Origin of the sequence: Streptomyces musisoli, from assembly GCF_016741855.1 — a bacterium.
Taxonomy (GTDB): Bacteria; Actinomycetota; Actinomycetes; order Streptomycetales; family Streptomycetaceae; genus Streptomyces; species Streptomyces musisoli.
The window spans coordinates 1-19,383 of sequence record NZ_JAERRH010000046.1; the positions used below are offsets into that span (position 1 = coordinate 1).

18 protein-coding genes and 5 pseudogenes are annotated in these 19,383 nt (G+C 68.5%); 20 read left to right on the forward strand and 3 right to left on the reverse strand.

Features of this window, described 5'->3' with window-relative positions; all coding sequences use genetic code 11:
• The first annotated feature begins 164 nt into the window (after positions 1 to 164).
• Entirely contained in the window at positions 165 to 605 is a 441-nt protein-coding gene (locus JK361_RS42920) for a GFA family protein (RefSeq protein WP_201827798.1), read from the forward strand.
• 438 nt (positions 606 to 1,043) lie between these two features.
• On the opposite strand, the gene JK361_RS39515 is transcribed toward JK361_RS42920, so the two are convergent.
• A complete protein-coding gene (locus JK361_RS39515) occupies positions 1,044 to 1,286 on the reverse strand; it encodes a hypothetical protein (RefSeq protein WP_201827802.1) in 243 nt (80 codons plus the stop codon).
• A 296-nt stretch (positions 1,287 to 1,582) separates the two neighbouring features.
• Here JK361_RS39515 and JK361_RS39520 point away from each other — a divergent pair, with 296 nt between their 5' ends.
• From JK361_RS39520 to JK361_RS39550, 7 genes are all read left to right on the forward strand, one after another.
• Complete coding sequence (locus tag JK361_RS39520) at positions 1,583 to 1,954, forward strand: hypothetical protein (protein WP_201827805.1); 372 nt, start codon at positions 1,583 to 1,585, stop codon at positions 1,952 to 1,954.
• A gap of 219 nt (positions 1,955 to 2,173) precedes the next feature.
• The gene (locus JK361_RS39525; RefSeq protein WP_236054625.1) at positions 2,174 to 2,458 is read left to right on the forward strand and encodes a GFA family protein; all 285 of its coding nucleotides are present in this window, start codon (positions 2,174 to 2,176) and stop codon (positions 2,456 to 2,458) included.
• A 317-nt stretch (positions 2,459 to 2,775) separates the two neighbouring features.
• Entirely contained in the window at positions 2,776 to 3,255 is a 480-nt protein-coding gene (locus JK361_RS39530) for a GNAT family N-acetyltransferase (protein ID WP_201827807.1), read from the forward strand.
• A gap of 77 nt (positions 3,256 to 3,332) precedes the next feature.
• Positions 3,333 to 3,977 carry a M15 family metallopeptidase gene (locus tag JK361_RS39535; RefSeq protein ID WP_201827810.1) on the forward strand — a complete coding sequence of 215 codons (645 nt, stop codon included), beginning with the start codon at positions 3,333 to 3,335 and terminating at the stop codon, positions 3,975 to 3,977.
• A 212-nt stretch (positions 3,978 to 4,189) separates the two neighbouring features.
• The gene (hemC, locus tag JK361_RS39540) at positions 4,190 to 5,149 is read left to right on the forward strand and encodes a hydroxymethylbilane synthase (protein ID WP_201827813.1); all 960 of its coding nucleotides are present in this window, start codon (positions 4,190 to 4,192) and stop codon (positions 5,147 to 5,149) included.
• Positions 5,146 to 6,039 carry a hypothetical protein gene (locus JK361_RS39545; RefSeq protein WP_201827816.1) on the forward strand — a complete coding sequence of 298 codons (894 nt, stop codon included), beginning with the start codon at positions 5,146 to 5,148 and terminating at the stop codon, positions 6,037 to 6,039. Before hemC ends, JK361_RS39545 begins: the two co-directional genes overlap by 4 nt.
• A 73-nt stretch (positions 6,040 to 6,112) precedes the next feature.
• Entirely contained in the window at positions 6,113 to 6,253 is a 141-nt protein-coding gene (locus JK361_RS39550) for a hypothetical protein (RefSeq protein ID WP_201827819.1), read from the forward strand.
• Between the two features lie 382 nt (positions 6,254 to 6,635).
• Here JK361_RS39550 and JK361_RS39555 read toward each other — a convergent pair.
• A pseudogene (locus JK361_RS39555) lies at positions 6,636 to 7,879 on the reverse strand (IS256 family transposase).
• Between the two features lie 288 nt (positions 7,880 to 8,167).
• Between JK361_RS39555 and JK361_RS39560 the strand changes: the two are divergent.
• Positions 8,168 to 9,121 (forward strand): hypothetical protein, encoded by a 954-nt coding sequence (locus JK361_RS39560; protein ID WP_201827822.1) that lies wholly within the window; start codon positions 8,168 to 8,170, stop codon positions 9,119 to 9,121.
• Positions 9,118 to 9,300 carry a hypothetical protein gene (locus tag JK361_RS39565; RefSeq protein WP_201827825.1) on the forward strand — a complete coding sequence of 61 codons (183 nt, stop codon included), beginning with the start codon at positions 9,118 to 9,120 and terminating at the stop codon, positions 9,298 to 9,300. The genes JK361_RS39560 and JK361_RS39565 overlap by 4 nt, the downstream gene beginning before the upstream one ends.
• Before the next feature lie 662 nt (positions 9,301 to 9,962).
• Here the strand turns inward: JK361_RS39565 and JK361_RS39570 are convergent.
• Positions 9,963 to 10,316: an SPDY domain-containing protein gene (locus tag JK361_RS39570; RefSeq protein WP_201827829.1), complete on the reverse strand. Its 354-nt coding sequence runs from the start codon at positions 10,314 to 10,316 to the stop codon at positions 9,963 to 9,965.
• Between the two features lie 226 nt (positions 10,317 to 10,542).
• Here JK361_RS39570 and JK361_RS39575 point away from each other — a divergent pair, with 226 nt between their 5' ends.
• From JK361_RS39575 to JK361_RS39610, 10 genes and pseudogenes are all read left to right on the forward strand, one after another.
• Entirely contained in the window at positions 10,543 to 11,835 is a 1,293-nt protein-coding gene (locus JK361_RS39575) for a HEPN/Toprim-associated domain-containing protein (RefSeq protein WP_201827832.1), read from the forward strand.
• A 199-nt stretch (positions 11,836 to 12,034) separates the two neighbouring features.
• Positions 12,035 to 13,348 carry a hypothetical protein gene (locus JK361_RS39580; protein WP_201827835.1) on the forward strand — a complete coding sequence of 438 codons (1,314 nt, stop codon included), beginning with the start codon at positions 12,035 to 12,037 and terminating at the stop codon, positions 13,346 to 13,348.
• 160 nt (positions 13,349 to 13,508) lie between these two features.
• Positions 13,509 to 15,035, forward strand: a complete 1,527-nt coding sequence (locus JK361_RS39585) for a gamma-glutamyltransferase (protein WP_236054628.1) — start codon at positions 13,509 to 13,511, stop codon at positions 15,033 to 15,035.
• Positions 15,036 to 15,384: 349 nt separating this feature from the next.
• Positions 15,385 to 16,458 (forward strand): hypothetical protein, encoded by a 1,074-nt coding sequence (locus JK361_RS39590; RefSeq protein ID WP_201827842.1) that lies wholly within the window; start codon positions 15,385 to 15,387, stop codon positions 16,456 to 16,458.
• Between the two features lie 98 nt (positions 16,459 to 16,556).
• Entirely contained in the window at positions 16,557 to 16,781 is a 225-nt protein-coding gene (locus JK361_RS42975; RefSeq protein ID WP_504739922.1) for a DUF8825 domain-containing protein, read from the forward strand.
• A 127-nt stretch (positions 16,782 to 16,908) separates the two neighbouring features.
• On the forward strand, positions 16,909 to 17,283 hold the full coding sequence (locus JK361_RS42295) for a DUF6233 domain-containing protein (protein WP_268983298.1): 375 nt from the start codon (positions 16,909 to 16,911) through the stop codon (positions 17,281 to 17,283).
• A 902-nt stretch (positions 17,284 to 18,185) separates the two neighbouring features.
• Positions 18,186 to 18,377, forward strand: a pseudogene (locus JK361_RS42980) (Pycsar system effector family protein); the annotation flags it as partial.
• Positions 18,378 to 18,426: 49 nt separating this feature from the next.
• A pseudogene (locus tag JK361_RS42925) lies at positions 18,427 to 18,588 on the forward strand (integrase core domain-containing protein); the annotation flags it as partial.
• A gap of 28 nt (positions 18,589 to 18,616) precedes the next feature.
• Positions 18,617 to 18,920: pseudogene (locus tag JK361_RS39605) on the forward strand (IS110 family transposase); the annotation flags it as partial.
• A gap of 19 nt (positions 18,921 to 18,939) precedes the next feature.
• Positions 18,940 to 19,314: pseudogene (locus tag JK361_RS39610) on the forward strand (transposase); the annotation flags it as partial.
• Between the last annotated feature and the right edge of the window lie 69 nt (positions 19,315 to 19,383).

A 19,383-nucleotide genomic window follows, 5' to 3' on the forward strand; every position in this document is an offset into this window, starting at 1 on the left:
CAGACGCCCCTGAGTAGCAGTTTCGTCGCCCGGCCCGTGACGCTCGCCGCAATCGGCGTACACGGCCGAGGCCACACCAGAGCCGCCAACAGCGTCCTGGCGATCACAGAAGCGATGGCACACTGATGGGCCCAACTCACCCAGAAAGCCCGGGAGATCACCATATGAACGCCACCCCCGCCGCCGACACCCAAGGAGCCAACGCAGCTGGGGACCGTACCGGCGGCTGCCTGTGCGGCCGCATCCGTTTCACCACTCGGGGTCCGGCAGTCTTTGCCCACACCTGTGCCTGTCCCCACTGTCAGAAGCTCGGCGGCACACCCGTGATGTGGTGGGTGGGATTCGAGACGGTCACCTGGACCGGTGAGGGCGGCGAGCCAACCTGGTACGAGACCTTCGAGGGCGAGGCGAAGCGCGGCTTCTGCCCGACCTGTGGTAGCCGCGTCGCGGCGATCGACAGCGACATTCCGGAGATCGGCATCAACGTCACCGCCCTCGACGACACCAGCGGTCCAGACCTCGTGCCGATCCACGCGTCCTTCCGCGAGAACGCCGTGCACTGGCTGCCCCCGGTGCCGGAGACCGAGCACAGCACGGCTAGTTGACCGCCTGTCCACGGATCGGGCGACGTCACCTGCTCCCTCGCAGGCCCTGGTCGGTGCCGCGGACGCAGGCCCGTGATGCTTTCCCCAGGTCAGACTGGATTGTCAGTGGCTTCTGTCACGATGCGATCGCACTGCGTCACACCGTCTGGAGGAATGGAGCATCCCTTGGGCAAGGCATCACGTCGTCGCCGCCAGCATCAGCAGGGACAGGGGCCGTCGCGCCCATTGGCACTGACCTTCTGCGACGTCGACGTCGATCGCGGCTCTCGTGCTCACGGACGCGGGGTTACCCCCGCGCCGCCGGAAGGCTGGGTGATCGGCCGGGCCGGGCTGGTCCATACCGAATGGAACGGGGCCGAACTCCGCGTCACGGGACAAGAGCTGATCGAAAAACCCCGCCCTGCCAGCCGCCTGATCAACGCTCTGCACGGAAAGCGGCTAGTCATCGGCCACGACATCCTCACCGCCGACTTTCGCGCGGCCGCCATGGTCACCGACATCCCAGACTCCCTGCTCAAGCGGACCGTCGACACGCTCGCGTTCGCTCATCGCATACGCGGCAAGCGCTACCACACCGGCTGCGGTCCGGCCGCGCTGGCGAAGGCCAACCTGCGCGATCCGCGCGCCAAGCCGGCCCAACCGTCTTCCGCCTCCGGTCTTCGGCCGGGCGGCGGCATGCACGGCATGTCTCCTGAGCGGGGCGACAACGACCCGCGCGAGGATGCGCTGACCGTTGCCCGTCTCTGGCAGACCATGATCACCACGCGGGCACTCTCCTGGGGAGCAGGAAACCCCTCCTGGACTCACTACCGCGGCAACACCCGCCCTGGCACGCCGCCGGCGCCGCCGCCCTGGCGGACGAGAACATCGCCGAGCTCACCGGACAGCAACGGCAGATCGAAGCCGTCGAATGGGCGCAGCGAGTCCGTCTCGAAGGCCGTGTCATGCGGCCCACAACCACAGACTCAGTGGCCGCCATGCTGGCCCTCCACTCCGCCAAGGACCTTCCCGCACCCCAGCAGGTCCGAGAGCTCGCAGACGCCCTCCAGGCTGGAGAGATCCCGCCGGACCATCTGGAGAGCGAGGACCTCCTGACCGCCGTCCAGTGCCTCGGCCCCCGCCAGAACATCGACGTCCGCGAACGCATCCTCAACGGCAAGAAACTCACCAAACTCCTCAGGGAAAACCTCGCCATCTATCTCTGGGAAGTCACCCATCCGGAGTGGATGAAGATGTTCTGGGAGACCCGCAAACTCGCCAGGACCACCGCCATCGGTGAACTTCGCCTGTCACACCTCAGGCTCGGGCAACGCAAGATCCGCGGACGCGTGCTCAACGTCTTTGATTAGGAACGCTGCACGGCCGGAATCCCTGCGAACTAATCTGGCCCTGCCCTACTTTGGTGAGATGAGTCAGCTGTTACAACGAGCAGGGCCGCTCCCCGAGTGGCGTGGCGGTAGGTCACCCAGAGGCCACCCTCGGCGCGACCCTGAACCTGAACACAAGGACTTGACAGGGAACTGTGCTCATGCCGACACGAGACACGCATCTCCGGCGGTCCCGCTGTCCTGTGGGTCGGCTTCCGTAAGGACGGGCTGACGTGGACGGGTCCCGGTGGCGAGCCGATGTGGTACGCGACCTGGCCGACTCTGCGCCGCGGCTTCTGCCCGCGCTGCGGAACGCACCTCGTCTCCCTCGCCGATGACTCGGACATGATCATGGTCACCGGTTTCAGCCTCGACGACCGCAGCGGCACCGATCCCGTCGGACATTCCTATCGCGACGAGGCTGTCCCGTGGATCACCATCACCCTCGCTCCCGATCCGCAACTCTCCGCGGCCCCCTCGCAGTGACGCATGGGTGCCGCCCTGACGAGCATCGGCCCCGCCCGGCCCGACCCTGCCACCGGCCAGACCTACGTCCGAGCCCTGGCCACGCCCGAGCAGGTCGTCGAGCTGTTCGACTGGGGCGCAGCGCCGCCGACCAGCGCACCGCGGTCCACCGGGAACGGGCTCGGCTCGGCCTACCTCGCGCCCCTCGCCAGCCCCTCACCCTCATCACCGGCAACGAGTACCTCACCTGAGTTCCGGTCGGGCTACCGGACTCGGCCGACCGCCCGACGTCGCCACTCCCACCACCACCTGCTTCGTAGACGAGAAAGGCTTCCGCTGTGACCACTCCACGGCTGGCACGTCCTGACGACGCCGGCGAGATCATCCGCCTCAGATCCGAGCTGATCTTGTCCGAACCCCTGGACGAGATCTGGCTCGCCCTCTGCGGGGACCAGCTCGCTGCCCGGCTCCAGCCCGGCGGCGACGCCAGGGCCTACGTCATCGACGCCACCGGCGGAAGGCTCGCCACCTGCACCCTTGCCTTCCTCCAGCCGCTTCTCCCCGCACCGAAGTACCCCAAGGGGCTGGCCGCACGTATCCACGCCGTCGCCACTGAACCCGGCTGCCGGCGCCGGGGTTACGCTCGGGCCGCCCTCACCGCGCTCATGGACCACCTTGAGCAGGACGGCGTCACTCTCTACGAACTGCACGCCAGCGAAGGCTCGGCCCCGCTGTACGAGGCGCTCGGCTTCACACACGATCCGGCACTCATGCGAATGACCCGGTTTCCCAGCTCCGCTGGCGGGAGTACGACATGACCCGGCCGGCGGCAGTGATGCAGGCCCGCCACCCCGGCACGGTCGCGTACGTCAGTGCATGGGCCCTGGAGGCATAGATGAACATCGTCCTGATGTCCGACCGCCGCGTCGCCGCCATCCCCGTCGCGGACTGCGGCGAGCCGCTCGTCGACGTCCGCGGAACCTTGCTGGTCGACGACCGCAGGGCCGACCCGGCGGGCGCCTTCGCCCATCTCCGGCAGGGAGTCCTCGACCGGCTCCTGTACGCCCAGTCGCTTCTGCCCGAGGGCCTTCGCCTTCTGTTCATCGAGGGGTACCGCCCGCCCGACCTGCAACAGCAGTACTTCCAGCAGTACGCGGACGAGCTGCATACGGCCAACCCCACCTGGCCCCAAGACCAAGTGCACGAGGCCGCCAGCCGGTACGTGTCTCCTCCGGAGATCGCGCCGCACAGCGCCGGCGCCGCCGTTGACCTCACCCTCGTGGACGCCGATGGCCACGAGCTGGACATGGGCACGCGCGTGAACGCGAGCCCCGAGGAAAGCGACGGTGCCTGCTACACGAGCGCGAACTCAATCAGCACCCAGGCCCGTACGAACCGAACCACGCTAGCCAACGCCCTCTCCACCGCCGGACTCGTTAACTACGCGACCGAGTGGTGGCACTGGAGCCATGGCGACCGGTACTGGGCGCTGATGACGAAGCAACCAGCCGCCCTGTACGGACCACGCGACCTTCCTTGATCAGGCCGAGCCGGGTCGGCCGGCCACACCCCACCGCTATCGCAGAAGGAGCCGGAAATGCCACGCACCATACGGTTCGCCCATCCCGACCCAGACCAGTTGCGGCACAGCCTCACAACTACGGCTCGGGAAGCGGGAGTCGCCTCGCACCGCCAGGGTCCGTGCCACCACGCCGACTCCCCCTCAGCCCTTCCGCCTGAAAGCGATCCGCGATGACACCCAGCACGACCACCATCCAGTTTCGGATGGGTACCCGGCCCAGCCCCATGGCCATGGAGCAGACCAGCCGGTTCGAGACGGCCTTCCGGTCCCTGCACCCGCACATCGACCTCAAGATCTTCAGGATCACTTCCCAAGGTGACCAGCACCGAGGCCCGCTGGCCGAGATCGGCGGAAAGGGCGCGTTCACCCGCCGGGCCGACGAGCACCTTCTCGACGGCCGGGTCGAGGCCACCATCGCCTGCGCGAAGGACATCCCCGGCCCTCACGACCGGGCCCCCGGGATCACGGTCGGAGCGGTCCTGCCCCGCGAGGACGTCCGCGACGTTCTCGTCCTGCCCGTCGGGCGCCCACCCGCCACTCTGGACACCCTGCCACCCGGCACCCGCATCGGCACGAGCGCACCCCGCCGGGCTGCCCTACTCAAGGCCCTGCACCCGCAGTTGATCCCCGTACCGATCCGCGGGAACGCCGACACCAGGATGAACGCGCTCGACACCGGGACCTTGGGCGCGGACGCGATGATCGCCGCCCTTGCCGGACTCCGGCGCCTCGGCCTCGCGGACCGCGCCTCACAGATCCTGGACCCCACGGTGTGGCTGCCCGCTGCAGGCGCCGGGATCGTCGTCATCGAGCACCGCGCCGACGACCCCACCACCAGCCGGCTCCTCGCCCCGCTCACCCACTCCCAGACGCGGGTCCTCCTGGACGCCGAACGCGCCGCCCTCGCCGCCCTGCGGGGCGGCTGCCTGACCGCCGCTTCCGTCCACGCCACTCTCGACGAGGAACACGAGTGCGTCACCGTGTATGCGGTCGTCCTCAACCCAGACGGCGGTGCACCCCTTCGCACCGTCACGAGCGGCCCCGCAGCCGACCCCAGGGGTGTCGGACGCCGGGCGGGAGAGCAGCTGCTGGACGCCGGCGCCGCCCGACTCCTGGGAGTACGGCCATGAGCGGCGCGACGGCGTCGGGGAGCGGCAAGGCCGCGGAGCGCACGGCGGTGTTCGTTCCGCCGAGCCAACGCGACGACCAGGTGCGGATGCGGAGGGCGCACGCGGCTGCGGCCCGGAAGTTCGGCGTGGAGGCCACCGGGCCGGAAGTCTGGGGGTGGCAGGGTCGCACCATCAGCCGCCGAGCCGGCCGCTGGTGGCTCCGTCTTCTCTCCGTACCGGAGGACAAGCGCGGTGGTCGCCTGTGGGAGGGAACGGCCGCCGCCGACGCTGCGCTTCCGCGCTCGGTACCCCGCCCGCGGCTGCACGACCTGCTGGACTGGTCCGCAGGCGGCCAGGCGTACCGCGCGGAGTTGACCGAGTACGTGTCCCTGCCGGCTCTCCAGACGGGCGGGCCCGTCCTCCATTCGGAGCTGGAGCTGCCCGACGCTTGGTGGGCCGACCTGCGGGCCGCCCTCGCCGCCATCGCGACCGTCGCCACCGAGCGACAGGCTGTGCGCCAGCAGTGGGTTGACCGGAACTTCGCCCGCTTCCTGGGCATCCCGGCGATCCGGATCACGGACTGGACGACGGGGCACGGCGACCTGCACTGGGCCAACCTCACAAGCGCGCCGCTGGTCATCCTCGACTGGGAGGGCTGGGGCAGGCTGCCCGTCGGCTACGACATCGGCCTCCTGCACGCGTACAGCCTGACCACCCCGGCTACCGCCGAGCGCATCCGGGCCCAGTTCGCCCACATCCTCTCCACGCCGGCGGGAAAAGCCGGTGAACTCGTGGCACTCGCCCAACTCCTCCAGGTCGTCGGACGCGGCGGCCACCCAGAACTCGCCCCGCACTTAGCGCGGCACGCCCAACAACTGACCGGAATGCCCGTGCCAGACCCGACCTCATGAACACCTGATACGGGCCGAACACAGCCGCGACCGCAGGCTCCGATCCGGATAGGCATGAGAAGACTGGAGCGCAGTGATCACTTCACCGCTGGAGCCCTCCACTCGATGGCTTCGGCGGGTTCGGCCCGTGCTGTGGTGGGTCGGCAGCTTCCTCGCCCTGCTGTGGGCCCTGATGTTCTGCCTGCCCAAGCAGACGAACAGCAAGGCGGACTAACCCGCTCCCAGGTCCCGGCCACCAAGTCGGCCAGGGCCTGGGCCCTCAGGCTTAGTGGTAGGCCCGGCCTCGCGGAATCGCTACGAAACAGCCGGCCTTCTTCCGCCTCGCCCCAAGCTTCGTCAGGAACTCCGTCCGCCGCCCCGACAGGATGCCCTCCGGCCGCGTTCACCCCACCTTGAGACAGTTCAGAGAAGTGACCAGGGGAAACTGATCGCCCCGCTCCAGACGGGCCGCATCGGGCCTCCCTCGATGAGCCCCCTTTCACTCCAGCGTCGCATCCCCAGGCCCGGGCCCGCCTGCCGTGTACGCCCGGCCGGGAACCCGGGTCACGTCCGCTGGAGTGGTGTAACGACGGCCACTCGGTGATCTCGTTTTGAGGCTATGCGGTGAGTTCTGTGGGCAGGGCGGTGTCGTCGGTTTCTGACCCGATCGGGTGGAGGCGGGCCTTGGCGAGCAGGTCGAGTCCCATGTAGCGGCGGGCCTCGGTCCACTCGTCGTTCTGCTCGGCCAGCACCGCGCCGACCAGGCGGATCAGGGCGGCGCGGTCGGGGAAGATCCCGACCACGTCGGTGCGGCGACGGATTTCCTTGTTCAGCCGCTCCTGCGGGTTGTTCGACCAGATCTGCCGCCAGCTCTCACGCGGGAACGCGGTGAACGCCAGCAGATCGTGCTGGGCGGAGTCCAAGTGCGCTGCCGCCTTGGGGAACTTGGCCTCCAGCGCGTCCAGCACATGTCGCATCTGGGCCTGGACGGCATCGGCATCGGGCTGTTCGAAGACGGTCCGCAGCAGCGTGGCCACCCACGGCTGAGCGGACTTCGGCACCTGGCTCAGCAAATTTCGGGCGTAATGCGTGCAGCATCGCTGCCAGGAGGCGCCCGGCAGAACCGCGCCGATCGCGTTCACCAGGCCGGTGTGAGCGTCGGAGATGACCAGCTGGACGCCGCGCCGGACAGGCCGCGGGCGGTCAGGGAGCGCAGGAAGGCGAGCCAGCCGGCGCCGTCCTCGGCAGTGGCGACGTCGATGCCGAGGATCTCGCGGTGCCCGTCCGCGTTGACGCCGACAGCGATCAGTGCGTGGACGTTGATGATCCGGCCGCCCTCGCGGACCTTCTGGGTCAGCGCATCCACCCAGACGAAGGCATACGGGCCTGTGTCCAAAGGCCGGTTACGGAAGGCGGTGACCTGCTCGTCCAGGTGCTTGGCCATCGCCGAGACCTGGGACTTCGACAGCTGGGTGACACCGAGGGACTCGGCGAGCTTCTCGACTCTGCGGGTGGAGACGCCGAGCAGGTAGGCGGTGGCGACCACCGAGATGAGGGCCTGCTCGGCCCGCCGGCGTCGTTCGAGGAGCCAGTGAGGGAAGTAGCTACCCTGGCGCAGTTTCGGGACGGCCAGTTCGACGGTGCCTGCGCGTGTGTCCCACTCGCGCGGGCGATATCCGTTGCGGTGGTTGACGCGTTCGTCGCTGACCTGGCCGTATTCGGCGTTGCAGAGGGCGTCGGCTTCCGCGGACATGAGTGCGTCGGCGAACGTCTTGACCATCGCGCGCAGCAGATCGGGACTCGCCGCGGCGAGGTTGTCCTCGGCGAGGGCGTGCAGGGGCAGACTGTCAGGTGCGGTCATCGTGCTGATCTCCTTCGAGGCTTCGACACTTCGAAGATCAGCCGGTGGCCGTTCATCTATGCGGGCACCAGCCAGAAGCCGGAGCAAACCCCCGGATCAGGTCGAACCCGTACACCACTTCCCTGGACGCAACCGGAACCCACGCGTAGCTGAGTGCCGCAGTCGGCACTGGCACGGGTCCTCTTTCGAGTGACCAGGGTCACACCGGCGACTCGCAGATTTATTGCCGGAACAGGTCCGCGCCGGGACCGAGAAGGGAAGGCTCGAACCTCGAAGGGAAGATCACGGATGACGACCGATACCTGGGTGCCGTACCAGCGGCAGATCAAAAGCAAGATCCCCGAGCCGTACCCCTTCGTCGGGGCGCCCCTGGAAGGGCACCTGATGGCGTACATGACGGTGAAGCGCAGCAAGGCCGGTGACATCCCACTGTTCGCCTTTGACAGTGGGAGTACCGGCACGATCGGGCTGATTGAGGTCCACCCCAACGGGACCGTCATTCCCAAGATCGCAGACACCGCACCCGTCACGTTCAGCAAACTGAACGCTGGTGGCCCCCGCCGCGCCACCAAGGCTCCGCCCGTCCCGGTCCTGCAGACCACGTTGCAGCCCGACAGCCCCGTGCTCCGCACGGCCCGCGGTCTCGCCGCGCGGCACGCCGCCGTCGTCGGGAACGAGCGCGCGGTCGAAGAGTTCATGACCGACGTACTGGGGCTGTGGCGCGGCGCCGGCTGGCAGGAGCCGGTCTCCACCGCGCTGCTGGGCGACTGGGTCGGGTCCCTTCACACCGACGGTCGGGTTGGCCTCGACGGCCTGGAGCGACTCAAGGCCGAGGCCCGGGAACTCCATCGGCACCTGACCCCCTTGTGGCAGCGCAAGAACAACGGCAGCCGCCTGTGGAGCCTGGACTTCGGCCTCGGCAACGGCCTGACGGTCTACGACCTCGTCGCCGCCGGCCCGGACCCGTACGAAACGCTCGTCGGCGCCCTGCCTGACGACCCGCGGATGGCCGCGGTCCTTGCCCGCCTCAAGCCGGTCGAGCGCGCCGTCGCGATGGCCTGGGCCGACTCCCAGACCACCAGCTGGACCGAGGCGGCCGCCCATGTCATGGCTCTAGCCGGCCTTCGCGGATTCGCTGCGGAGGCCCTCGGCGAGCGAGTACGGACAAAGCTCAAGCGGCTCGGCAAGCAGCACACCGAGCGCGCCGCCGCGGCTGCCACCCGGGAGCGGAAGGAGGCATGACCCTGACCACGCTGCTCCTTATCCTGCTCCTGTTCGCCGTCACCCTGCTCTCCGGCGTCGGCGCCCTGGTCCTGCTCCGCCACCACCCCGCCTGGTCCGTCCCGGTCACCGGAGCCCTCACCGTGATGATGCTCATGGCCACCGTCACCGGGCTGCTGGTGGCTGTCACCCGAAGTTGAGCCCCTCCCGGCGGTACGTGGGGACGTACAGCTGCCGGGAGGTCCAACCACCCTCTCGCAGTGGATATCCCGGTGATGTCCAGGGAACAATGCCGGGCCGCCCTCCGCGCCACCGCGGTCGGCCCGGCGCTGACCCCTCCTGGGCATTCCAGGGTGGGGCAGGCGTGAGCTACGAGTGATTGCGGCCGAGTTGGAGGGCCGCGTCGAGGACGGTCGCGGCATCGCAGTTGCGGGACGCCTCAACACCGGCGTGCCGCTGGTTCAGAGAAGCCACGAGCCCGAACGTGATCGTGCCTGACCAGATGGCCTTCATGCCTCCAGCGTCCATCGCCGCTGGTTGCGCCGCATCTCACCCATGCCGCCGGGCCGAGCCGGCCGCAGGGCCGCTTTGGGACGGGCTCGTACGGGGGGCGTCGTGCCAGCGCACCGGGTAGCGCGCGGGCACCAGCGCCTTGCATTCGGTCGGCCGCCGCAGGCGGTAAAGGCCGGCGATTGCATTCAAAGATCCATTAAGACGCCGTCACCTAATTTCGATCTTGGAATCCAGAATGTGAGACTTCTGGCGCCCGGGTGACCTTCACAACACGCCCGTCCGCATGGATCATGCTTCCCGCCTTGTACGATCTGTTGCCAGGGCGTGTCGGCAGCCGGCCCCTGCGGTGTCACACCCGGCGTGCGGTCTCCAGCACGCGTGCCACTGCAGCGGCGACGATGTCGGCCGGCGTCTCGGTGTCGAAGGACAGGTGGTAGCCGCGCACCTTGGATGTGCCGGTGACGGCGATCTTCCATCCTTCGCCGTTGGTGCCGGGGCGACCGAGCGGGAACCAGCCGAGGTAGAAGCGGCCGTCCTTACTGCTGACGTGCACGTCCGCTCGGTCGTCCACGATGAGGTTGAAGTCCTCCGCGGAGAACTGGTCCATGACGAGCGTGGGCTGGCCAGGACCGAGCTGCCACTCGCGTAGCCGCAGGGCTTCGATGGTGGTGGAGAAACCGGGTCCAGCGGGAGCCATGGTCACGGGCAATCACCTCTTTGACCTGGGGTTTCTTGCAAGGTCGTCTACGTTGACATGGTCTCGGCCGCGTTGGCCAGTCTTTCCGCGCTCTTTCCTGTCTGCCCCCGGCGAACTGTCCCTTGTCATCCAACCGAGTCGTTTGACAGCGAACCTAGTCGTGCGGGTGAGCCCACTGGCCACACTCGGAAAGGGGGGCGCGACGTTCGCAATGGGATGGGACCCTGTCGGGATGGGGCATTACTCCTATCTGGTTGCTGGCGACTGCCAGTTCCTCTACACCCGCGACCACTACGACGAGGAACTGGCAGCGCTCTTCATCGAGGCCGACCGCAAGTTCATTGGCGCTGACGGAAGCGAGGTCATCCCTGGCGACGAGTGGCCCGAGAGCGAGTGCGCGCTCGGGTACTACACCACCGCCCGGGCACTGCGGCAGCGTCTCAACGTGCAGGGGTTCACCTCGCGTCGTGCCGTTGCCAGCCTGGGAGAAGGCATCGACAAGTGGCGCAAGCGCTATGAAAGCGAGGAACAGAGCCAGCGGCGGGAACGGCAAGCGCAGGGCAAGTCGATGTCGGAGACCGTCGTCCGGCCTTCGCGCGAGCCCGACCAACTACTCGCCTCCGTTGGCGAGGCCATCCGACCGCACCGGTCGTATGAATCGTTCGCCACAGTGCAGGAGTACCTCCAGTACGAGAATCAGTCCACCGAGACCGTCAGTGACGTCGAGGAGCTCCGCTGGTTCGTTGAGGAGCGCAACCTCATACGGCTGATCATCGACCAGGCCCCCGACGACATGCGGGTCGGGCTGAACCTCGGAGAGCTGACTGGCTGCTGCGTGCACCTCGACACGACGCAGCCCATCGCAGGACCCACCCGCGAACGCCAGCTCTCAGCCCTTCCCGATAACGCCCCGCTGATCGTGCTCACCGAAGGGAGCACCGACTCCCGTCTCCTCACCGAGGCCATGAACATCACCCACCCGCATCTCGCGGGCTTCGTTCGCTTCATCGACTACACCGGAACGAACGCCCGCGGCAGTGCAGGCATGCTCGCGACCATGGTCAACGCGTTCATTGCGGCCGGCGTCGCCAACCGCTTCGTGGCCATCGCCGACAACGACGCTGGAGGGCATGAGGCGCTCGCCAAACTGAAGAGGCAGAGACTTCCGATGGGCTGCCAGGTGCTGCACTACCCGGACTTGCCCCTGCTGGCCAGTTACCCCACCATCGAGTCGCCGTCCCCCACCGTGTCCATCACCAACGTGAACGGCGTCGCCGGTTCCCTGGAGATGTACCTCGGCAGGGACGTCCTGACCATCAACGGCACCCTGGCACCAATCCACCTGGGAACCTTCATCCCCGCCGTGCAGCGGCATCAGGGTGCCCTGTCGAAGACGCACAAGGGTCTCGTACACAAGGCGTTTGAGGAGAAGCTCAGGACCGCCCGGCGCGAGCGGCACAGCACCACCGCCGACTGGAGCGGCGTACACGCCATCATCGAGAGCATCGTCCACGCCTTCGACTGAACGACCCTCTCGTTGACATTCAACCTAGTCGTCCCAGATCAGCAGCCTGCACACGACTGACTTCGCTGTCCAAGGACACGAACTGTTGCCTTCCGCTCCCATTTCGCGTCGATCTCACGAAGTCACCTGAAGGAAAGGGGTGGCCAACCAGGGGCCCAGAGGTGCATGCTGGCCCGTTTCCCATCATGAGGAGGAGTACATGGAGATCCGGCCGCTTGAGGAGTTGCGTGCCGCGGACGATCTGTCGCTGGCGTTCAACCCCTGGGGACTTGGCGGCCGTATGAGGCCCGAAAACGCTGCGGAGTTCCAGCAGCGGCAGATCGCCGACTGCGACCTGGCGGAGGGCGTCGCGGCAGGAACACGCGATTCCTTCGAGCGGCTGCGCACCATCTTCGCCTACGGCGTGCTGTGCTACGACGTGTACACCATTGTCAGCGACCAGGCGCTCCTCATCTACGAGCAGGCGTTGCGCGACCGCTTCATGGAGTGGTGCGCCGGCACCATCACCTTCCGTTTCCCCCATTCCCCGGACGTCTCCTACACCGTCACGTCGTACGACGACGTCAAGAAGCGCGCGGACAGGATGACGCGGCAACGCGCGAAGCTGGTCGTCGCCACCCGCGCCATCGAGTTCAACGGGATGCTGCACGGGCTCCGCCTGTGGGCGCGCACGGCGGGTCTGCTCCGCGGGCGTCGCAGCCGCGCGGTCGAAGACGCGCTGGCCAAGCTGCGTAACTACGTTGCCCATCCCTCCGGCCACCATGTCGATACCCCCGTCGGTGCGGCCCGGACGGTGCGGGACCTGGCGGAGCTGATCAACCAGTTGTGGGGGCAGGCCACTCCCGACGGGCGCCTGTACCCGGCACCTCTGCACCGGGAGATCGCCGTACTGAGCTGGAACGGTTCCGGGCGGGCGCGGATGGAGCCCGCCGACGCGCTCACCACCCCCGACCCAACGGAAGATCAGGAGAGCGACGAGTACCAGCACGTCGTGGTACGGGCCATCCCCTTCATCCCGGGCAGTCGCTGGAATGACGCTCACTGGGCGGAGTTCGACACCCGCTACGAGACCACACGGTTCCCCACGGAATACCTGTGGGGACCGGGCACGCGAGAGGAGGCCCGGGCGTGGCTGGAGCACGAGCGCCCCGAGGGGGACAGCGTCGACTTCACTGACCGAGTGTTCCTCGTCCAGGACCACGAACGCCTGCTGCCGCCGATGCGGCCGGCGGTAGCGGCCGGGCTTCCCGACGACGAACGCGTCGGGGTCTGGCATGCCGTGCGGGCCGACTTCCCCGACGACGCCTTCGCGCACGTCCGAGGCTCCAGGGATAGCGGTGCTGGTCACGCCCGACGCCCCGGAGACTGTCCTGCCTGTTCCGCCGAAGTCCTTGGCTCCGGCTCCTATAACGAAGCCCTTCGCGCCGCGGCAGCCGTTCTCGGACCGATCGAGGCGGTACAGCTGCCCTCCATCCGACTCCCCTTGTCGATCTTCTGGCCCGACCGGCCGTGAGCGGCACAACACCAGGAGACGGGTGGCAGGCCAACAACATCAGTCACCATCGGACACGGCCGCGACTGCGCCATCACGACAGGAGCCACGCTGATCGGCAGCCCGCCGCCCGGCCCCCGGGAAGGCCCAGGCCCGTGCCAGGGTAATCCCCGTGAACCCCATGATCCCCGCACACGTCCCCGACGAGCCACCGCTCACCTACGCCGACAGCTTCGACATACCGGTCCTGTTCCGTAACGGACCCGCGGACAAGCCCAAGAGGCAGTGGCGGACCAACAAGCACAAGCCGTGGACCGGGTCGGACGGGTTCCCGGCAGCGGACGGCTGGTACGCCCCGACCACCACGTGGCGCGAGATCATCAAGGCCGCCACCGAGGTCGGCCGCGATATCACCCCGCACCTGCAGAACCAGCCGCAGTACGCGCACGGGGAACTCGTCGCCCGGGTTTCCCCGCTGTACGCCTACCTCGGCGCTCACCCCGTTAAGCCGCGGCACCCCGTACCTGGCGCCAAGGGCCGGCGCCTGACCCTGAACCCGGTCTACGCGCACGGGACTGAGCGCACGGCGAAGAACGCCGCCGCCTACCGGCTGGGCATGACGATGACCGAGTGGGCCTGCCGTTCGCTGCTGGGCCTCGGGCAGACCGAACATCTCGAACTCGGCGGCCCCATCCCCGCCCTGAGCAAAACCTTCAAGGACCCGAAGAAGAAGCTGCCCGACCTGTGGGGACGGCACGAGGCGGAGGAGATGTACTGGCTGATCGAGGCCAAGGGCGGCAACGTCGGCGTTGGCACGCTCCGCAAGGGGTGGGCACAACTGGAGGCTGGCAGCAAGATACTCGGCTCGTACGCGCACCGCACCGTCCTGGTCGGAGCGTCCGTGCGGCCCGGAGACGACCTCTTCCTCACCATCGACCACGACCTGCACCCCGGCCAGCCGCCGCTCCACCCGGACGGATCCGGCACCGATGACGAGGCAGCGGCGAGCCCGGGCAACCTCGAAGACCACCTCGGCGATAGCGACGACGCGCTCATCGGCGCGGCCCGCGCCCAGATGCTCGCCTACCTGGCGCTGCGCTCGGCTCCCGCCTCTCATCTGCGCACGGTGCCGGTGCCGGCCGACCGCGCTTCCCGACACCGGCGCTCCGGGCTGACCACCCCTCTGGAGGACGACGACCTTACCCTCGCCTTGCGGGCTGACGCCCGCGGAGCAGCGCCCCACGTCGAGCAGCACACCCTGCGCGCGGGCATCCGCACCCTGGGGCTCGACGACTTCCTCACCTGTCGAATCCCCGGAACCGAGGTCCACCTCGGCATGTCCCGGAAGCTGTTCGCCGCCTGCGAGCGCCTCCACGAGGAAGATCTCGCCATCGCCCGGCGCACCCCGGGGCTGCGCGCCGAGGACCAGCTGGCGGTCGACCAGGGGCTCAGCGAGGATGCTCAGGAAGAACAGCGACTCACCCAGCGGCGGATCTTCCGCGAGCAGCAGGAGGAAGCCCGTCCCCGGCTGCGCCCCCTTCTCCGTGACGCCTACGAGCGGGGTGCGACGAGCGACTGGAGCGACCTGCTGCGCCGTCCCCAGGAGCCGGAGCTCGACCTGGAGGGCAACGAGGGTCTTCTCGAAGCGGCGACCCCGGAGACGTACCTGGCCGTCAGCCGCTACGACCTGCCCCCGATCCGCGCCTAGCCCGTGGCGATGTGACTGAGCCGCGCCCAGTTGACCGCTTTGAGCACCAGAGGTGGCCGCGCGTTCCGCCTGCAGACAGGATCCCCTCGATGTTTCGATCAACCCCCTGCGAACGTTCGGGTGACGCGGCGGCGCGTCACCCCGGCGACCAGGGGGCCTGCCCCCGGTCGCTGTGGTCAAATCCAGAGCGGTGGGCCCGGCGGGGTCCCTGCCCTGTGCTCGACCCGACATCGAGCACGCCGTGGAGAAGCCAACTCGGCCGGCACCGCTGCACGGTCCGCATGTTCCTCGTGGCTCTCCGCCGCGCGCTGTGTCGGGACGGCTCCGCGGTGTTGAGGGACTCCGAGTCATGAAGACAACCGCCGTCGAACGTCGCGCCGAACTGCTGCGTCTGTACACCGGGTTGCCCTGGCAGTCCGCCCTGCGCCGGGTCGAGGCCGCCGCGCCTGGATCCTTGCTGATCCCGCAGCCTGACGTCGACCAACTGCTGCTGGAGGCCCGGGTGATGGCCGCACTGGCATGGCGTCGGATCACCACTCTGCACCCCTGGGGTATCGAATACGTGGACCCGCGCTCCGACCGCCTCCTGATCCGATTCGAGGCCGACCCGGTCGACCGGCGCGACCCGGACGAGACCCAGGCCCTGGACCTGGCCGAGGCGCTGCTGCCGCGCGCCGACGAGTACGGCGACATCAAGGGGGTGCCCGGGGCACGTACCCACGTCGAGCGCGGGCAGGTGATGCTCCGCGTGCTGGACACGTCCGCCTCCGTCACCCTGCTGGGTCTGGACCCCGACGAGTGGCTGCGCGCGGTCGACGTCCAGGACCAGCAGATGGGCGCCTACGGCATGACGCCGTGCCACCGCGACCTGCCAGCCCGGTGGCACCCGGCCGAGCGTCCCTACCGGCGGCCGGGCCGCCGCGGCACCGCATCGGCCTGGCTGACCAGCGGGCTGCTGCGCCGGGTCGGCCTGATCCGCACCCTCGGGGCGCCGCTGGCCGTCACCGGCTGGCTCGGTCACCACGAATGCGGCGGTGGCGAACGCTGGGTCATCGACCCCACGTTCGCGGAAGGTTCCGGCGCCACCGGCCACCGGCGGCTGATGGCGCTGCTCGCGGCGCCCGACTGGGGCCTGCCCCTCGCCTCCGTGGACGAACACTGCACCTGCCATCTGCCGCCCGGCTACAGCGACCAGTGCACCGCCGTCGCCGCCGGCCTAGCCGAGCGGCCCGGAGTGCTGGAGGTTCGCGCCATCCAGCGCCGCGGCGACCGCTTGAAATGGATCCAGGAACACCGCCCAGCGATCTACGCCGCCCAGCAGCAGCTTGCCTACTCCATGCCCGCCTGGGTCGACCGCTGGCTCGAGCGCGGTGGATCTCCTGCTTCGCGGGTACCGGTCCGCCTCGTCCCCAACCTTCGCTGATAATCACTGTCAGCTCATGAGTCCTACCCGACCACACCCATCCCTGCGCCCACTACCTGCACAGATGCGACGGAAATCGAACGCGATGCAATAACCGTATGCGATGCTCTGCCTTCCCCGAGGACCTGATCGCTGCCCCCTCTGCCTGGGATTGGACCTGTCGGAGCCTCGCTGATCCGGTCCACCGTGAGGGGACGACGGCACTGCGTCGGCGCCTGCTGGAGCTGTCGGTCCAGCTGTGGTGGCACCCGTACTGGCATGATGCCGGGACCGGGCAGCGGGTGCGCACGGCGGTGCGGGAGCTGGAAGCCGGGGCCGGGTAGGTGGACGGCCCGAGTGGTGGCCTGCGGACGGCCGGATCCCTTCCGGCCGAGATAACGCTGACCTTGCCGGATGGGCAAACCGTTCGGGTCGGTCTCCACGAACGGCGGAGGTGCCCGGCCCGTTTCCATGGCGCTATCTCGTCGGAGTCCCTTCCTCGGTCGCGCGCCCGGACGGGGTCGAGGCCGCGGAGTACACGGTCTGGGTAACCGCGCGACAGCTGACGCCCACCGAGGGCGTGGATCTGTCCGGGGTACCGACGCGTCGTCTGCCAGGTCCGCCGCCGCGCCCGGCCCCGGCTGGGTGGTCCGTCCCACCCCCGAGCGCCTGGGGCGGACGGTCGTGCATGACGCCATGTGCCGGCATGCAGCAGGCGGCGGGACCGAGCTGGGCACGCTGGAGGCCGTGGACGCGCTGATGCAGGACGGGGCGCGCGCCTGCACCGACTGCGACGCCTCCGCCGTTCTCATTCCGGCGCTCGAACTCGGCCATGAGCGCGGATAGCGGCATGGGCCGGCGAGCACGACGAGCGTGCGAACTCCGGCGAATCCCCCGGGAGAGCGCCTGGGTCGCGCTGTGCGCAGCGTCGTCGTAGACAGAACCTATGAGCCATGAGACTGGCGGTCACCGGTCTGTTCAGCGGCGCGGCTGCCGGCCACCGCATTCGGGACGGCTTCCGTAGCGCGGCAGTAGAAGGCTGAGCTCAGCAAGCGTCAGCGGATGGGAAGCGCCTGTCTGCGAGGCAGATACGGACTGTCCCGTCGACTAGGCGATGAGTCTGGCCGCTGCTCATGCAGCAAGCACACAGCCGCTGCTGTAGGGGCCCCGCAGCCGCGCTGACGAGGCTGTCTGGGCCGCACCGCCCCCCCCCTGACACCCCATCAGAGCGAGCGTCAAATGAGCGTCACGAGCGTCAATTCAGCGTCAAGATATCGCCCGTAACGCCCACAACGCACATAATGCGCACGCACAAAACCGCAGGTCAGGAGCCCTTTGCGGCCGGTTCAAGGATCGCGACACACTCCACGTGGTGCGTCATCGGAAAGACGTCAGAAGGGGGAGGACCTGACGTATTCGCAGGTCAGCCGCCATTTGTAGCCCCGCCGAAGGACCCCACGGACGCCCGGAGCGTCAAACGAGCGTCACGGCCGAGGCATGAGCTGGCCTCCGCCCAACGAGGCTCAGCCAGCGGTAGGCGCTGGCGCCGCCCCGCCGACGTCGACCCACATCCCCGTGACTACGCCCCACGGAAGGCCATGGAGTGAGGAACCTACCCCTCCTCATGCCCTGCGGTTGGCATCAATCCTCGTCAGCTGAGAGCAGGCTGGCAACTGCCACGACAAGCAGGCGACGGCCGCGGAGGGGTGTGGGACGACATGCGCGAGCCAGGCAGTATTCCGACGGAGATGGACCGGTTGAAAGGGCACGCTGAACGCGCCTTCGTCGAGGTGCAGAGGGCCGATACAAAAGCAACGGCGTTGTGCGGAATAGCCGGTGGCCTGCTGGCTGCAGGGGTTGCCGTGCTGTCGAGTGCACACTGCATGCCCCCCATCGCGGTGTTGTCCCTTGTCCTGATGTGTCTGTTGCTGATGGCCGCGATAGGGGCTGCGCTGCTCGTGCTGCGGCCCGTGGTCCCAAGGGCGGGGCTTCTACCGGCTCCTCGACGGCGTCACCATCGACGACGCCGAGGTCTTCAACGACAAGCTGCGCGAGTGGGAGGACTACTACAACTACCATCGCCCCCACGGCGGCCTCGGCGGCCAGACCCCCTACGAACGCCTCAAACAGAAGACCACGGCCCAGGCGTAATCGGTGATCGTCAGTGGCACACCGACACAAGGCATACGCGGGCTCGGCCCCCATCACCAGAGCCTCCGGCAAAAGCCTTGATCGTCCACCATCGCAAGGTGAAGAACCAGCGACTGGCCGCAGTCGGCTACGTCTGGTCCTTTGCCGCGCTGTCCGGATCCCGCGGCGCCCGCGGCCACTACGACCGCCGCAGAAGCATCGGAGACCGTCACACTGCAGCTCTGCGCAACCTCTTCAACCGGCTCCTCGGCCAGCTCCACCACTGCCTCATCACACGCCAGACCTACGACGAAGACACTGCCTTCCCCACCCCGCTGCCGGTCTCGGCTTGACGCCATAGACCGATCGGATGTCTCGATGCCCGGCATCGGCGTCAGGACCGCCGCAGTCCTCCTGACCACCGTCGGCGACGGCACCTCGTTCCCAAGCGCCGCCCACCTGGCCTCCTACGCCGGCCTCGCCCCCGCCACCAGGCAGTCGGGATCCTCGATCCACGGCGAACATGCTCCGAGAGGCGGGAACCGGCAGCTCAAACGCGCGATGTTCCTCTCCGCGTTCGCCGCCCTCCACGACCCCGCCTCCCGCACCTACTACGACCGCTGCCGAGCCCGCGGCAAAACCCACACCCAGGCCCTCCTCCGACTCGCCCGCCACCGCATCAGCGTCTTGTTCGCCATGCTCCGCGACGGAACCTTCTACGAACCCAGAACCCCACGCCTCGCTTGACGAAGGACATAGAGGCACCCCCCAACCTGGCCGGGCACAGCGGCCGGTCGGTACACGGCGCGCAGGCTA

Excerpts from the sequence above, each read along its gene's own strand:
- JK361_RS39535 (WP_201827810.1), top strand. The coding sequence starts at position 3,333 with ATGAACATCGTCCTGATGTCCGACCGCCGCGTCGCCGCCATCCCCGTC.
- JK361_RS39545 (WP_201827816.1), top strand. The coding sequence starts at position 5,146 with ATGAGCGGCGCGACGGCGTCGGGGAGCGGCAAGGCCGCGGAGCGCACG.
- JK361_RS39585 (WP_236054628.1), top strand. The coding sequence starts at position 13,509 with ATGATCCCCGCACACGTCCCCGACGAGCCACCGCTCACCTACGCCGAC.
- JK361_RS39590 (WP_201827842.1), top strand. The coding sequence starts at position 15,385 with ATGAAGACAACCGCCGTCGAACGTCGCGCCGAACTGCTGCGTCTGTAC.
- JK361_RS42975 (WP_504739922.1), top strand. The coding sequence starts at position 16,557 with ATGCGATGCTCTGCCTTCCCCGAGGACCTGATCGCTGCCCCCTCTGCC.
- JK361_RS42295 (WP_268983298.1), top strand. The coding sequence starts at position 16,909 with ATGGCGCTATCTCGTCGGAGTCCCTTCCTCGGTCGCGCGCCCGGACGG.
- JK361_RS39565 (WP_201827825.1), top strand. The coding sequence starts at position 9,118 with ATGACCCTGACCACGCTGCTCCTTATCCTGCTCCTGTTCGCCGTCACC.
- JK361_RS42920 (WP_201827798.1), top strand. The coding sequence starts at position 165 with ATGAACGCCACCCCCGCCGCCGACACCCAAGGAGCCAACGCAGCTGGG.
- JK361_RS39520 (WP_201827805.1), top strand. The coding sequence starts at position 1,583 with ATGCTGGCCCTCCACTCCGCCAAGGACCTTCCCGCACCCCAGCAGGTC.
- JK361_RS39580 (WP_201827835.1), top strand. The coding sequence starts at position 12,035 with ATGGAGATCCGGCCGCTTGAGGAGTTGCGTGCCGCGGACGATCTGTCG.
- JK361_RS39560 (WP_201827822.1), top strand. The coding sequence starts at position 8,168 with ATGACGACCGATACCTGGGTGCCGTACCAGCGGCAGATCAAAAGCAAG.
- hemC (WP_201827813.1), top strand. The coding sequence starts at position 4,190 with ATGACACCCAGCACGACCACCATCCAGTTTCGGATGGGTACCCGGCCC.
- JK361_RS39575 (WP_201827832.1), top strand. The coding sequence starts at position 10,543 with ATGGGGCATTACTCCTATCTGGTTGCTGGCGACTGCCAGTTCCTCTAC.